This window comes from Paucibacter sp. B2R-40 (assembly GCF_025717555.1).
GTDB lineage: Bacteria > Pseudomonadota > Gammaproteobacteria > Burkholderiales > Burkholderiaceae_C > Paucibacter_A.
Genome location: NZ_JAJIRP010000002.1, coordinates 411,742 through 425,194 on the forward strand (window position 1 = coordinate 411,742; position 13,453 = coordinate 425,194).

Here is a 13,453-nt window from a genome sequence, read left to right on the forward strand (position 1 = left end):
CATAGGGGGAAGCGATAGCGGGGCGTAGAGTGCGCTGCCCAATTGGGTTGAAAGCACCGCTCGCAACGGGCCAAGCTTCAACAGAAAGAACACGCGCCAGAACAACACCCTAAAGGCAAAAATACCGTACCCGAACTAACGGCACCTTCAAACGAGGGGGGCTTGTTGGCCCCAAATACCTTGGCTAGGGTTATCCTTGGCCCAAATTTTTAAGCCACTGCCGCCATGGAAAAGTCGCCCAGTCGTCAGCCGAAATGTCCAAAGGAACTGGGTGGCTGCATGTGCCCAATGGAAAAACCTCGATGAAACCTAAGAGCAATGACCATAGCGAAAAACACTAGAGCCTGGCAATCAGCTCTGTTCGATGCGTTGCTGTTTGGAGTGATTTTTGGCCTCACCAACGTCATATCCTACGGCTTCATCGTCATGACCGGCCGCAGTCTCAAACCCGCTGATTATGGGACATTCAGTGCGCTCTTAGGCTTGATTTCACTGGGCGGCGTTTTTGCCAACTCGATTCAGGCCGGCGCTACCCAAGCCGTCAAAACCAGCACAAACACACTGAAACTGCACCATGTACTCAGCTCAGCGTGGAAATATTCCGCGCTTGGAGCGGCCGTTCTGATTGCAGTTCTACTCCCCTTCAAACAACAACTAAACGCCAACACTTCGCAAGTCATCCTCGGCGGACTCTGCCTGTTTGCCATGATCATGAGTTCCGCAGTAGTCGGCTACCTTGCCGGCATCGGCAAGGTCCGAGCTCAGGCAGACCTTGCCTGCTATGGAGCTATCGCCCGGCTGGCCACAGGTTGGCTCTTGTTGACGACAGGATTTGGTATCAGCGGTGCGCTAGGCGGCTACGTTATTAACTATCTATTTATATTTGTATTAGCAATAATATACAACCGCAGTTACACCCCTCAGAACAATACCAAAATAGCGTCGAAAACCAAAAACATTAAAATAGAAACGTCGACTTTACTCATTTTCATGCTGACTTACGCGACTTTCACACTTGATCAATTTGCCGTTCAATTCTTCAATCCAAGTGTCGGCGGTGACTATGCCGCTGCGGCAACGATTGCAAAACTAACGTTCTTTACAGCTTTCCCCGTCATTGCCATCGCCTATCCACGCATGTTGACCCAAACAAGCCGCTTGGCACAATTAAAAACGCTCAGGCATGCAGCCACAGCAATTGTGGCCAGCGGTACCGCCCTGGTAATTGTATTGCTGATATTTCCGCATGAAATCACTACTCTATTTTTTGGGAATCAATTTGAAATGGCTGCAGCCAACATCCCAATTTTGGCTCTCGGTGTCCTGTTCTTTTCGATGTCGGTGCTCGCCATGCATGCCAAGATAGCCTGGCGATATACCGCTGGATACATACCGGCAGCAGTATTGCTGGGTGGCGGTTTTTTGCTGCATGCATATCGCCACCAAGACATAGGGAAAATTGTGGAAAATCAGACCATAATATTTGGCACACAAATGCTTTTCTTGTGGGCCAGTTTTATTCTCAATTTTAACTCCGCCTCGATCAGCCTGCATAACGCAAACGATAGTTAGTCATCATATGCCTAGCCAGAGTTATTAACTAAAATTTCAGAGTATTTTATCTCGGCCAACCAGTAGGTAAAATTTCAATATGCCAGAACAATCAAATATTTGGGTAGTAATCCCAGCCTTCAACGAGGGCGAAGTTATTCGAGACGTAATATCCGAATTGCGAAAAAAATACAACAATGTCGTGCTAGTTGATGATTGCTCCAAGGATACTACTGGCTCTGCCGCCCTGGATGGTGGAGCTATCGTGCTACGGCATCCCATCAATTTAGGCCAAGGTGCGGCACTTCAAACCGGGCTGAAATACGCGATTTCACAAGCAGCGGAATACGTGGTGACCTTTGATGCCGATGGGCAGCACCGCGTTGAAGATATTGCAGTACTTATGGAAGTTCAAAAACAATCGAATGCCGACATCGTGGTCGGCAGTCGATTTTTGGGAAGTACGCAGAATCTACCTACACTCAAAAAGATCGTGCTTAAGCTTGCTGTTCTATTTACTCGCATGACCAGCGGATTGCAATTGACTGATGCGCACAATGGGCTCCGCCTTTTTACCGGACATGCGGCCAAATCCATCAAAATCAATCAAAACAGAATGGCTCACGCATCGGAAATCGTTGATCAAATCCTAGGTCTTGGCTTAAAAGTTGCGGAAGCCCCTGTGACAATCATCTATACGGAATACTCAATCCGAAAAGGGCAGAAAATCAGCAATGCCTTCAATATCCTAGCTGAGCTTTTTGTTGGGAAAATTACAAAATGATTATGCAATTTATCCTGATATCAGGGCTCCTAGCTTGCCTGATCTACGCGTTCCTACAAAGACAAAAATCCCGTCTGATTAGCGCATTGTTGGCAGTAATCTCTATTCTTGGAATAGTATTCGTCTCCACACCAGAACTAACCAATGTCTTAGCAAAATTTGTCGGCATAGGGCGCGGAGCAGATTTAATTCTTTACTGCTGGCTATTGATAAGCATTGTAGTTTCAGTCAATCTCCAGATGAAGATACTTTCAATCCACAAAAATATTACAGATCTCACTCGCGAGTTGGCACTGATGCGACCACAGTCGCAGTTGCGAGAAATAGATAGGCCTGACAAGGAAAGCTATGAGCGAGCGCAAAGCCCAAGCGCAAATTATGAAAAACCAGTTCCTTTCAGTGATTAATATTATTACTAGATACTAAATATTTCTTCAAATATTGATGGCATTTAGACAGAATCAGCCATACATCCTAAAACATAGTTCAGCAGCGCGGACAACATGGCAAACATAATTAAAATTGAAAAAATAATTGATAAATATATTTTTCTTCCTCTTTGCTTTATCTTTGGGCGAAAAAATCATAGGAAGGCAATTCCAAATTCGATTACAAAAATACTCGTTATTAAATTCTGGGCGCTTGGTGACTCTGTAGTACTACTGCCTACACTTCAGGCCTTCAAAAGAAAATTCCCCAACTCTGAAGTACACGTACTGGCTCACACGAGAAACAGAGCCGTTTTCGAAGGTCAAGATTACATTGACAATATTATTGACTTTTCCATAAAAAATATATTAAATAACTTTAGATATTACGACATCTGCATAGATGCTGAGCCTTATTTAAATGTTTCCGCATTAATTTGCTTCATAAAAGGGAATTTTAGAATTGGATTCTCTCACGGAGCCAGAGGAAAAACATACCACATTCAAAGCCCATTCAATAAAAATCAACACATGGTTCAAAATTACCTCGATTTTGGAAAAATATTTAATATAGATAGAAATACAGATAAGCTTATTCCGCTTTCCATCTCGAGCCCTGATAAAGTTCTAATTTCAGAATACCTGCAGAAAGTCAAATATTCGACTACTGGCCTAACAGTTGGCATCGCTCCAGGTGTCGCTGAGTCGGTGAAATTCAGAATGTGGCCAATTGAAAATTTCGCCGCACTCGCTGATACCTTAATCGAAAAATATAACGCACAGGTTTTTTTCATCGACTCAAAGTCAAACATTGAAACAATTAGAAAAATTGAATTTTCAATGAAAAATAAGGCTATAAATTCTGCGGGAATATTTACCGTAAAACAATCAGCAGAACTTATTAGTCGATGCGATATTGCGATAAGCAACGATTCCGGCTTCATGCACATTGCAGCTGCAGCAGGCGTAAAAACAATAGGTTTATTTGGCCCCAATACACCCGTCCTATGGGGGCCATATGGCGCAAATAATGTCTCCATATGGAAACCGAAAATTGGCTGCCCTTTTATAGACAACACCAGCGCAGAATTAATTCCAAAACAACTGAGCTTTGAGCAGGCCAATTGCATGACAGCAATTGAGGTTGATGATGTACTGATTGCAATTGACAAGTTGCTTCAAATAAAATAGTTATATTTCCGTTGCAATTTGCATTGAATTAATTTTTTATTTTTTAAGAAACAAAAAATATCAAATTCGCAGTTGATTATTTTTGAAAATTGCAACTCGTAATTCAGTCATTAAAATGCAAAGGTTTGTGTATGTTGAATTCAACCTGGGACAAAGATCCTGCAGGGTATGACTCTCATCGAACCACTTGGCTTCATCAGCGAAAGACCAATCGCCTGTTTGAATTTCTTACTGAGGCGAAGGCAGGGGAACGGATCATTGAAGTCGGATGCGGAACTGGAGTAGCTATTCTTGATATTGCTGAACGTCGCCCTGACTTGAGCTTCATCGGTATTGATCCGAATAGAGAATATATTGACTATGCAAACACAAAAGTCACCCAGAGAAAATTCAAAAATGTGAGTTTCTCTACTGGTCTGGCTGAGCAAATTTCGAGTTCAAATGAGAACTCATGTCAAGCCAACTGGATTATTTCAACCGACGTTCTGCATCATGTAAGCGACCTCAGAAGATCTATCGAAGAGATTTCATTGAATTCTTGCTCCGGCGCAAAATGGATGATTCTCGAACCAAGTTGGCTGAATCCCTATATCTGCTACTTTCAGGCCACCAAATTAGGGGAACGAAATTTTTGGCCAAACGCATTCCTAGAGCTGACCCGGAACAATTGGCATCACGAAGCAACGCAGTATATTAATATAATTCCGTCGGCCATAAAAAAGCCTAACAATATTATAAAAAAACTCGAATACTTTCTAGAGGGGTTGCCGGTTATTTGTGGAACAATATGCCTTGTCTTGCAGAAGAAATAAGTTTTATTTGATCATGACAAATAGATATTTTCAAGACTTCTATGCTTCATTTCCCGCGCGGAAACATGCCATTTTTTATCTACTTTTTGGCGGCATCAGCATTTGTTTATTAGTCTTTCTAACGCCTCCATTTGAAGTTCCCGATGAACCGCAACACTTTTATCGAAGCTACCAACTCAGTCACTTCGATGAGGTGGATAGAGTTAAGAGCAAACGGATAGACCTTGACTTACCCGCTTCAATTCCAGGCCTTGTCATGCACTTCATGGGTACCACGGAATTTCACGCTCCAAGGAAACCTCCGCAAAGATCATTGACTGAAATATTTAAAAAGCTTGGCGATCCGGTCGATGAAGATCTGCGAGTAAACATTGATTTCTCTGGAATACAGGCAAATTCGCCTCTTCCTTACCTCCCGCAAGCCATGGCAATAGCGGCAGTTAGATCTGTGGGTTGGGGTCCCTTGGAAATGCTCTACGCGGGCCGCTTGGTAAACGCCTTGAGTGCAATCATCATTACAACTGTAGCTATCGCGCTGCTACCAGTTGGCCGAACTTTCGCGCTGATCGTGGCCTTGCTGCCCATGACGCAGTTTCAGACAGCATCGGTATCCCCTGATGCATTGACGATCAGCGGAGCGTTGCTATTTACAGCGCTGATGGCAAGGTTTTTGGCAAAGCTAAACTGGACCTGGAAACAACAGTTGGCCACTATTCTTGCGGGCTTACTGATGTGCTCAGTAAAGCCTGTTCTTGCGCCACTACTATTTGCTGGCTTGTGGTTGGGTTCGCATACAAGGAATTCTGTTTTCGTTTCAGCCAAGCGGGTATTTGCGACTCAATTCATTTTGGCTGCCATTACCGTTTCACTGATTGCCATTTGGTTCCTGCTTGTGCCTAAACCTCATACAACTACCTTGGGCACTCCGGTGGGAGTTGATTCCTCAGGCCAAGTTGCATATTTAATGGAACATCCCTTGACTGCGGCGAGAATTCCATTGAGATCACTTTATTTGTACGCAGGATCGCGCTGGCAATCAACTATAGGGAAACTCGGATGGCTCAATGTACATCTGAATAGTTGGGTTTATATACTTTCGGGCATCGCCATGCTTCTAGGCCTCTACGCGGAGAGGGCAAAGGCTCGCGTCAATGTCTCATCGTCATTTTGGATCGCCTTTCTCAGTATTACGGCGATTTTCATGGTTGAATGGGCCTTATACATTATTTGGACGCCGGTTGGGGCATATGCAGCAGAAGGGGTGCAAGGCCGATACTTCCTGCCCATACTACCTATGGCGGGCGTCGCGGGGGTCACTTTGATTCAAAGGTGCTCCCTCAGAAAATTTAGACAGCACGCCACCTACTGTGTCGTCGCGATACTAATTGCGACGACGCTCTCAATGCATCGCACAATTATCGGGGTTTATGGACTCTTCTAGCGCCAAACCAGCTCCGACACAAACCGCTACTCCACCGCCTTCACCATATCCTCCACCACCTTCTTCGCGTCGCCGAACACCATCATCGTCTTGTCCATATAGAACAGCTCGTTGTCCAGGCCCGCATAGCCGGCCGCCATCGAGCGTTTGTTGACGATGATGGTCTTGGCTTTGTAGGCCTCCAGAATCGGCATGCCGTAGATGGCAGAACCCTTCACATGGGCAGCCGGATTCACCACGTCGTTGGCACCGAGGATGATGGCGACGTCGGCCTGCGCGAACTCGGCGTTGATGTCTTCCATCTCGAACACCTGGTCATAGGGCACCTCGGCCTCGGCCAACAGCACATTCATGTGGCCGGGCATGCGGCCCGCCACCGGGTGGATCGCGTACTTGACCTTGACGCCGCGCTCGGTCAGCTTGTGCGCCAACTCCTTGACCGCATGCTGGGCACGCGCCACCGCCAAGCCGTAGCCGGGGACGATGATGACGGTCTCGGCATTGCCCATGATGAAGGCGGCATCGTCGGCGCTGCCGCTCTTGACCGTGCGCTGCACCGCGCCACCGGCCGCCGCAGCACTGGTATCACCCCCAAATCCGCCCAGGATCACATTGAAAAAGCTGCGGTTCATCGCCTTGCACATGATGTAGCTCAGGATGGCGCCGGATGAACCCACCAGCGAGCCGGCAATGATCAGCATCGAGTTGTTCAGCGAAAAGCCGATGCCTGCGGCCGCCCAACCCGAATAGCTGTTCAGCATCGACACCACCACCGGCATGTCCGCCCCGCCAATCGGGATGATCAGCAAAACGCCCAGGGCAAAGCCCAGCAGCAGGATCAGATTGAAGTCCAGCCAGCTCTGCGAATGCCAGAAGCCGAAGCAGAAAAACACCGCCGCAAGACCCAGAGCCAGATTCAGCTTGTGCTGACCGGCAAAAGACACCGGCGCGCCCTGAAACAGGCGGAATTTGTATTTGCCGGACAGCTTACCGAAGGCAATCACCGAACCGCTGAAAGTCACCGCGCCGATAAAGGCGCCCAGCGCCAGCTCAATACGATTGCCGCCGGGGATGTTGGTGCTGCCAGCCGAACTGATGCCAAACGCCGCCGGCTCCAACACGGCCGTGGCCGCGATAAACACGGCCGCCAAGCCAATCATGCTGTGCATGAAGGCGACCAGCTCGGGCATCTTGGTCATCTCGACCTTTTGTGCCATGAAGGCGCCCAGACCGCCGCCGATGATCAGGCCGGCCAGCACATAAGTCAGGCCGAACAGCTCACCATGCGCGAGCTTGACGATCAAGGCCGCCGTCGTCACGGTCGCGATCAGCATGCCGACCATGCCGAAGATATTGCCGCGAATCGAGCTGGTCGGGTGCGACAAGCCCTTCAGCGCTTGGATGAAGAAGACACTGGCGACGAGGTACAGAAGGGTGACTAAATTCATGCTCATTTTTTAGTCTCCACGGTCTTTTTTTCCTTCTTCTTGAACATCTCCAGCATCCGCCGCGTGACCAAAAAGCCGCCGAACACATTGACAGCGGCCAAGGCCACGGCCAGCGTGCCCATGAACTTGCCCAGATCGGTGACCGTCAAGGCAGCAGCCATCATGGCGCCGACGATGACGATGGCCGAGATCGCGTTGGTGACGGCCATCAGCGGCGTGTGCAGCGCGGGAGTCACCGTCCAGACGACGTGGTAGCCGACATAGATCGCCAGCACAAAGATGATCAGATTGGTGACCGTTGGGTTAACGAGTTGTTCCATGGCTTCAGCTCTTCTTTCTCTTGACTTCACCGGCCTGCGTCATCAGGCAGGCGGCAACGATGTCGTCATCCATCGGGACCTGGAACATGCCTTCTTTGCTGATCACCAGCTTCAAGAAATCCAGGATATTGCGGGCATACAGTGCTGACGCATCAGCCGCTACCAGCGCCGGCAGATTGGTCTCGCCGACCAGCGTCACGCCATGCTTGACGACCGTCTTGCCGGCCTCGGTCAAGGGGCAGTTGCCGCCATTGGCAGCGGCCAGATCCACGATTACCGAGCCCGGCTTCATGCTTTGGACCATGGCCTCGCTGACCAGCACTGGTGCGGCGCGGCCAGGGATCAGCGCCGTGGTGATCACCACATCGGCCTGCGCCACCCGCTTGGCGACTTCGGCCCGCTGGCGGTCCAGCCAGCTCTGCGGCATCGCCTTGGCGTAACCGCCCACGCCGACGGCGGCTTCCTTTTCCTCGTCGGTGTCGTAAGACACATCGATGAACTTGGCGCCCAGTGACTCGACCTGCTCCTTGACGGCCGGCCGCACATCCGAGGCCTCGATCACCGCGCCCAGGCGCTTGGCCGTGGCAATCGCCTGCAAGCCCGCCACGCCGACGCCCAAGACGACGACGCGTGCCGCCTTGACCGTGCCGGCCGCCGTCATCAGCATGGGGAAGAATCGCTGATAACGGTCGGCCGCGATCATCACCGCCTTGTAGCCGGCGATATTGGCTTGGCTGGACAGCACATCCATGCTCTGCGCCCGCGAGGTGCGCGGCGCCGCTTCCAGCGCGAAGGCGGTCAGGCCGGCAGTGGCCAAAGCCTGCAAACCGTCGGCGTCAAAGGGATTGAGCATGCCGACCAGGGCCGCGCCGGGCCTGACCAGCGCTAACTCCTCACTCGATGGGCTGCGCACCTTCAGCAGCAAATCGGCACCAAAGGCTGCAGCGCGGTCAACAAGCTCGGCGCCGGCCGCCGCGTAGGCCTCGTCAAGCACGCTCGCAGCCAGGCCGGCGCCGCGCTCGATGCGCAAGACATGACCTTGCGCTTTCAATTTTTTGGTGGTTTCGGGCGTGATGGCCACGCGCGTTTCACCGACTGCGCTTTCGCGCGGGACACCTATCAGCATGAAATTTCCCTTCCAGAGACCTCATCGAGCAATTAGCCGCGCCGAGCTTACACAATAGATGCTCTTGATGACACCCGGGCATGCCTGGGTACAACGGAGTTAGAGATGTCCACCAAGAATGAGCGTTGGAAGCCTGCGGTGACGGTCGCGGCGGTCATCGAGCAAGACGGCCGCTATTTGCTCGTCGAAGAAGAAACGCCTGAGGGCCTGCAACTGAACAACCCGGCCGGGCATCTGGACCCGGGCGAGTCGCCGCTGGAAGGCGTGGTGCGCGAGGCGCTGGAAGAAACCGCGCGCGACTTTGTGCCCGAAGCCTTGCTTGGCCTGTATATGGCGCGTTTTGTGCGCAGCAAGCGTGGCGAGGATGTCACCTATCTTCGACTGGCCTTCAGCGGCCGTGTGGGTGAGGCGATCAAGGGCCGCACGCTGGACCACGGCATCCATCGCACGCTGTGGATGACGGTGGACGAGATTCGCGCCAGCGCCGAGCGCCACCGCAGCCCCTTGGTGCTGCGATGCATAGAAGATCACATGGCCGGCAAGCGCCTGCCGCTGGACGCCATCCACATCGACCCCTCGTTGTACACGCCCTTGATCAAGGGTTGACGGCTTGCGGGACAATTCGGCATGAGCAACAAAAAGCAACGCATCGTCGTCGGCCTCTCCGGTGGCGTGGACTCCGCCGTCACCGCCTACCTGCTCAAGCAGCAGGGCCATGAAGTGATCGGCATCTTCATGAAGAACTGGGAAGATGACGACAGCGATGACGAGAATGGCAAATACTGTTCCTCGAACATCGATTTTGTTGACGCGGCGGCCGTCGCCGATGTGATCGGCATCGAGATCGAGCATGTCAACTTCGCCGCCGACTACAAGGACCGCGTGTTCGCGACCTTTTTGCGCGAGTACCAAGCCGGCCGCACGCCCAACCCCGACATCTTGTGCAATGCCGAGATCAAGTTCAAAGCCTTTTTGGACCATGCGATGCGGCTGGGCGCCGAGAAGATCGCAACGGGGCACTATGCGCGCGTGCGTGAACTGGGCGGCCAGGTGCAGTTGCTGAAGGGCGTGGACAACAGCAAGGACCAAAGCTACTTCCTGCACCGCCTGAACCAGGCGCAACTGGCCAAGACGCTGTTCCCGGTCGGTGAGTTGCACAAGACCGAGGTGCGCCGCATTGCCGAAGAGATCAAGCTGCCCAACGCGCGCAAAAAGGATTCGACCGGCATCTGCTTCATTGGCGAGCGGCCGTTTCGGGAGTTTTTGAACCGCTATCTGGCCCATCAACCCGGTCCGATCAAAGACGCGAATGGCCGCACGATTGGCGAGCATGTCGGCCTGTCCTTCTACACCTTGGGTCAGCGCCAGGGCTTGGGGATTGGCGGGCTCAAGCCCGAGCGGGTCAAGCGAACTCGCGGCGCACCGGCCGCCCCGGTGCCGGTGCGCGGCAGCGGCGACCATGCGCCCTGGTTTGTGGCCAAAAAAGATATGGCCAGCAACACCCTCTATGCGGTGCAGGGGCATCAGCACCCTTGGCTTCTCAGCCACAGCTTGCTGGCCGATGACATCAGCTGGACCAGCTTGACGCCACCCAGCGCCGCTCCGATGGCCGCCAAAACCCGCTACCGGCAAAACGACGCCGACTGCAAGTTCAGCCCCGATGAGCCGATCGCGGGGCAGTTTCGGCTCGACTTTGCGCAAGCCCAATGGGCGGTCACGCCGGGCCAGAGCGCGGTGCTGTATGACGGCGAGGTCTGCTTGGGCGGCGGCGTGATTGCGCAAGTTCCGACGCCAACATGACCAAGGGCACGCGGCAAAACCGTCGTCCTGTGTCAAGCTTGCGGCTTTTTCTGCAAGCGACCCACTCTTGAACACCTTTGACCGCCTGCTCGCCCGCTTCGCCCAGCCCAGCGTGGCGCTGCGCATCGCCGTGTTGGCGGTCTGCCTGCTGGAGCTGGCCGCCACCGTAGCGGCCTTGCTGGGTTTTCAGACCGATGCCTATGACGGCGCGGTCGCCGCCCTGTATCTGCGCCTGGGCGGCGCCAGCAATGACACGCTGCTGCTGATTGGCTGTTTCTTGCTGGTGCTGCTGTTCGCCTGGTCTTACTGGTGCCTGGCCCGTGATGCCAGCGCCGATCAACCGCCCCGCCATGCCTTGGCGCGACTGATTTTGGTCAACCTGCTGGCCATCAGCGTCACGCCCGGCCTGCCGTTTCTGGTCACCGCCTTGGCAGCGGTTTTGTTGCGCGCCCGACCAGCGTTCCTGTTCGCACTCACTCAAATCGCCATCAATCTGGCGCTCTATCGTCTGCTGCCCCTGCCCGCCCTGGTGCAGCCTGACGCCGCCGTGCCCGCCTGGTTGGACAGTTTGGGCCTGTTGATGGCGATGGTGGCCTTGCACGGCATGGCTTTTGGCCTCGGCCGCATGGTGGCCGCCGAGGCCGAAAAGCGCCGCTGGCTGCAAGTGATGCTGGCCGAGCGCCTGAGTGGCGAGCAATTGCAGGCCGAGCAGCTGCGCTATAGCGAACGCGCGATGATGGCGCGCGAGTTGCATGATGTGGTCGGCCATCACCTGACCGCCTTGAATCTGCAGCTGCAACTGGGCAGCGCCTTGCTGCAGCGCCGCGACGCGGGCGGCGCGCTGCTGGCGGTAGACAAGGCGCGCGAAAACGCAGCCGGTCTGCTGGCCGATGTGCGCGAGGCGGTGTCGCAACAGCGCAGTGCGCCGCGCATCGACCTCACCACCGCGCTGCAAGCCTTGGCCGAGGGCATTGCCAGCACCCGCATCGAACTCGATATCGCCCCGGCCGCGCGCGACCTCGGGCCGCGCGTCGCACACGCCTTGTTGCGCTGCGTGCAAGAGGCCGTCACCAATAGCGTTCGGCATGCCCGCGCCGCCCGGGTCAGCATCAGCCTGGGCTTAGTCCTGGGCAAAGAGCACGAAGAGGTTTGCGTCAGCATCGACGATGATGGCCGCGGCGCGCCGCAACACAAGGCGGGCAACGGCCTGCAAGGCATGGCCGAACGAATGCAAGAATTGGGCGGTCGGATGGAGGTGACGCGCCGAAGTCCAGGCTTCAGAATTGAGTTGCGTTGCCCGCGCGACCCCCAAATTGGACCCTCGTCTTGATCACGAGTGGCCGGATGAATTCACTGAAAGGACGGTATGAGTAAACCGCTGATCAAACTGCTCTTGGTCGAAGACCAGCAACTCGTGCGCGAGGCGCTCAAAGGACTGCTGGCCCTGAGCGACGAAATCACCATCGTTGGCGAGGCCAGCGACGGCGCCGAAGCGCTGCAGATGATTGCCGAACAAGGCCTGGAGCAAACGCCCGACATCGTGCTGTCGGACATGCGCATGCCCAGGCTGGACGGCCTTGGCCTGATACGCGCGCTGGCGGCACGCGGCCTGAACATCCCCGTCGTGCTGCTGACCACGTTTGACGACGCCGGCATTTTTGACGAAGCAGTGCGCTCCGGAGCGCGCGGCTTTTTGCTCAAGGCCATCAGCCCCGACACCTTGCTGCAGTCGCTGCGCGAAGTGATGAACGGCGGCACCTCGCTGCGACCATCGCTGACGGCCCGCATGGAGCGGCCGGTCGCGGCGGCCGAGCGCTCCTTTGTGGCGACGGAACAGCCCGACCCGCTTTCACCCAAGGAGTTGCAAGTCTTGCGCCTGGTCGCCAGCGGCCGCAGCAACACCGAGATCGCCGCGCTCTTGGGCAATAGCGAAGGCGTGATCAAGAACCACTGCTCGTCGGTGTTTTCGAAAATGGGCGTGCGCGACCGCACGCAGGCGGTCTTGCGGGCGATTGACCTGGGCTGGATCTGAATTCGGCGGCTCAGTCTTGCACTGAGTGGCCGAGATCCATTACCCAGTACAGCCGATACTTGCCTGGCCCGCTGGCGCAGACCAGCGCGACATCTTTAAAGGCCGGCTGCATCAGGTTTTCGCAATGCTTGGGGCTGGCGCTCCAAGTCTGCAGCGCTTCTTCCAGATTCTCTTGCCCTGCGGCCAGGTTTTCGCCGACGCGATAAGCCAGATAGCCGTTCGCGCGTAGGCGCTCGCGCAGCGTGCGCCCGTTGGCTGCCACATGGTTGAGCTGATCCCCTTGCGCCAACTCGGCGGCATAGCCCTGGGCCACCTGCTCCAGGCGGGGCTCCCAGCGCAGTGGGCCGGCCGCAGCGAAGCTCAGTGCTCCACACGCGCGTGGCTGAGCCCGAAAGGCATTCAGGTAACTGAGCACTTGCTCGACCACCACCTTGTCCTGACAGCTCGGCTCGGCCGCTTGGCCAGCGGCCGGCACGGCTAACATTGCCAACAACAGGACAAACGAACTTCTAAAAAACAT

The 13,453-nt window shown here is 54.3% G+C and carries 14 protein-coding genes; 10 read left to right on the forward strand and 4 right to left on the reverse strand.

Going from position 1 to position 13,453, the window contains the following annotated elements; genetic code table 11:
* Window positions 1-318: 318 nt before the first annotated feature.
* The 6 genes from LNV09_RS05725 to LNV09_RS05750 all read left to right on the forward strand — a co-directional run bounded on the left by LNV09_RS05725 (window position 319) and on the right by LNV09_RS05750 (window position 6,207).
* Window positions 319-1,572 carry an MATE family efflux transporter gene (locus tag LNV09_RS05725; protein ID WP_263556119.1) on the forward strand — a complete coding sequence of 418 codons (1,254 nt, stop codon included), beginning with the start codon at window positions 319-321 and terminating at the stop codon, window positions 1,570-1,572.
* A 79-nt stretch (window positions 1,573-1,651) separates the two neighbouring features.
* Complete coding sequence (locus LNV09_RS05730) at window positions 1,652-2,335, forward strand: glycosyltransferase family 2 protein (RefSeq protein ID WP_263556120.1); 684 nt, start codon at window positions 1,652-1,654, stop codon at window positions 2,333-2,335.
* A complete protein-coding gene (locus tag LNV09_RS05735) occupies window positions 2,332-2,742 on the forward strand; it encodes a DUF2304 domain-containing protein (RefSeq protein ID WP_263556121.1) in 411 nt (136 codons plus the stop codon). The genes LNV09_RS05730 and LNV09_RS05735 overlap by 4 nt, the downstream gene beginning before the upstream one ends.
* Before the next feature lie 96 nt (window positions 2,743-2,838).
* On the forward strand, window positions 2,839-3,954 hold the full coding sequence (locus LNV09_RS05740) for a glycosyltransferase family 9 protein (RefSeq protein ID WP_263556122.1): 1,116 nt from the start codon (window positions 2,839-2,841) through the stop codon (window positions 3,952-3,954).
* Between the two features lie 131 nt (window positions 3,955-4,085).
* Complete coding sequence (locus tag LNV09_RS05745) at window positions 4,086-4,766, forward strand: class I SAM-dependent methyltransferase (protein WP_263556123.1); 681 nt, start codon at window positions 4,086-4,088, stop codon at window positions 4,764-4,766.
* 13 nt (window positions 4,767-4,779) lie between these two features.
* Entirely contained in the window at window positions 4,780-6,207 is a 1,428-nt protein-coding gene (locus LNV09_RS05750) for a DUF2142 domain-containing protein (RefSeq protein WP_263556124.1), read from the forward strand.
* Between the two features lie 26 nt (window positions 6,208-6,233).
* Here the strand turns inward: LNV09_RS05750 and LNV09_RS05755 are convergent, their stop codons facing one another.
* The 3 genes from LNV09_RS05755 to LNV09_RS05765 are packed head-to-tail and all read right to left on the reverse strand — an operon-like array spanning window position 6,234 to window position 9,101.
* The gene (locus LNV09_RS05755; RefSeq protein ID WP_263556125.1) at window positions 6,234-7,661 is read right to left on the reverse strand and encodes an NAD(P)(+) transhydrogenase (Re/Si-specific) subunit beta; all 1,428 of its coding nucleotides are present in this window, start codon (window positions 7,659-7,661) and stop codon (window positions 6,234-6,236) included.
* Window positions 7,658-7,975, reverse strand: a complete 318-nt coding sequence (locus tag LNV09_RS05760) for an NAD(P) transhydrogenase subunit alpha part 2 (protein ID WP_263556126.1) — start codon at window positions 7,973-7,975, stop codon at window positions 7,658-7,660. The genes LNV09_RS05755 and LNV09_RS05760 overlap by 4 nt, the downstream gene beginning before the upstream one ends.
* A gap of 4 nt (window positions 7,976-7,979) precedes the next feature.
* Complete coding sequence (locus LNV09_RS05765) at window positions 7,980-9,101, reverse strand: Re/Si-specific NAD(P)(+) transhydrogenase subunit alpha (protein ID WP_263556127.1); 1,122 nt, start codon at window positions 9,099-9,101, stop codon at window positions 7,980-7,982.
* Window positions 9,102-9,206: 105 nt separating this feature from the next.
* On the opposite strand from LNV09_RS05765, the gene LNV09_RS05770 reads away from it, so the two are divergent.
* The 4 genes from LNV09_RS05770 (at window position 9,207) to LNV09_RS05785 (ending at window position 12,933) form a co-directional block, all read left to right on the forward strand.
* Window positions 9,207-9,707, forward strand: a complete 501-nt coding sequence (locus LNV09_RS05770; protein ID WP_263556128.1) for an NUDIX hydrolase — start codon at window positions 9,207-9,209, stop codon at window positions 9,705-9,707.
* A 21-nt stretch (window positions 9,708-9,728) separates the two neighbouring features.
* Window positions 9,729-10,901 (forward strand): tRNA 2-thiouridine(34) synthase MnmA, encoded by a 1,173-nt coding sequence (gene mnmA, locus LNV09_RS05775; RefSeq protein ID WP_263556129.1) that lies wholly within the window; start codon window positions 9,729-9,731, stop codon window positions 10,899-10,901.
* Between the two features lie 67 nt (window positions 10,902-10,968).
* Entirely contained in the window at window positions 10,969-12,231 is a 1,263-nt protein-coding gene (locus LNV09_RS05780; protein WP_263556130.1) for a sensor histidine kinase, read from the forward strand.
* A gap of 36 nt (window positions 12,232-12,267) precedes the next feature.
* Entirely contained in the window at window positions 12,268-12,933 is a 666-nt protein-coding gene (locus LNV09_RS05785; RefSeq protein WP_263556131.1) for a response regulator, read from the forward strand.
* Window positions 12,934-12,943: 10 nt separating this feature from the next.
* On the opposite strand, the gene LNV09_RS05790 is transcribed toward LNV09_RS05785, so the two are convergent.
* Window positions 12,944-13,417: a CAP domain-containing protein gene (locus LNV09_RS05790; protein ID WP_263556287.1), complete on the reverse strand. Its 474-nt coding sequence runs from the start codon at window positions 13,415-13,417 to the stop codon at window positions 12,944-12,946.
* Window positions 13,418-13,453 lie beyond the last annotated feature (36 nt).

What these genes read in the sequence shown, in the direction of transcription:
- LNV09_RS05725 (WP_263556119.1), top strand. Translation starts at nt 319, where the DNA reads ATGACCATAGCGAAAAACACTAGAGCCTGGCAATCAGCTCTGTTCGAT.
- LNV09_RS05730 (WP_263556120.1), top strand. Translation starts at nt 1,652, where the DNA reads ATGCCAGAACAATCAAATATTTGGGTAGTAATCCCAGCCTTCAACGAG.
- LNV09_RS05735 (WP_263556121.1), top strand. Translation starts at nt 2,332, where the DNA reads ATGATTATGCAATTTATCCTGATATCAGGGCTCCTAGCTTGCCTGATC.
- LNV09_RS05740 (WP_263556122.1), top strand. Translation starts at nt 2,839, where the DNA reads ATGGCAAACATAATTAAAATTGAAAAAATAATTGATAAATATATTTTT.
- LNV09_RS05745 (WP_263556123.1), top strand. Translation starts at nt 4,086, where the DNA reads ATGTTGAATTCAACCTGGGACAAAGATCCTGCAGGGTATGACTCTCAT.
- LNV09_RS05750 (WP_263556124.1), top strand. Translation starts at nt 4,780, where the DNA reads ATGACAAATAGATATTTTCAAGACTTCTATGCTTCATTTCCCGCGCGG.
- LNV09_RS05755 (WP_263556125.1), bottom strand. Translation starts at nt 7,661, where the DNA reads ATGAGCATGAATTTAGTCACCCTTCTGTACCTCGTCGCCAGTGTCTTC.
- LNV09_RS05760 (WP_263556126.1), bottom strand. Translation starts at nt 7,975, where the DNA reads ATGGAACAACTCGTTAACCCAACGGTCACCAATCTGATCATCTTTGTG.
- LNV09_RS05765 (WP_263556127.1), bottom strand. Translation starts at nt 9,101, where the DNA reads ATGCTGATAGGTGTCCCGCGCGAAAGCGCAGTCGGTGAAACGCGCGTG.
- LNV09_RS05770 (WP_263556128.1), top strand. Translation starts at nt 9,207, where the DNA reads ATGTCCACCAAGAATGAGCGTTGGAAGCCTGCGGTGACGGTCGCGGCG.
- mnmA (WP_263556129.1), top strand. Translation starts at nt 9,729, where the DNA reads ATGAGCAACAAAAAGCAACGCATCGTCGTCGGCCTCTCCGGTGGCGTG.
- LNV09_RS05785 (WP_263556131.1), top strand. Translation starts at nt 12,268, where the DNA reads ATGAGTAAACCGCTGATCAAACTGCTCTTGGTCGAAGACCAGCAACTC.
- LNV09_RS05790 (WP_263556287.1), bottom strand. Translation starts at nt 13,417, where the DNA reads ATGTTAGCCGTGCCGGCCGCTGGCCAAGCGGCCGAGCCGAGCTGTCAG.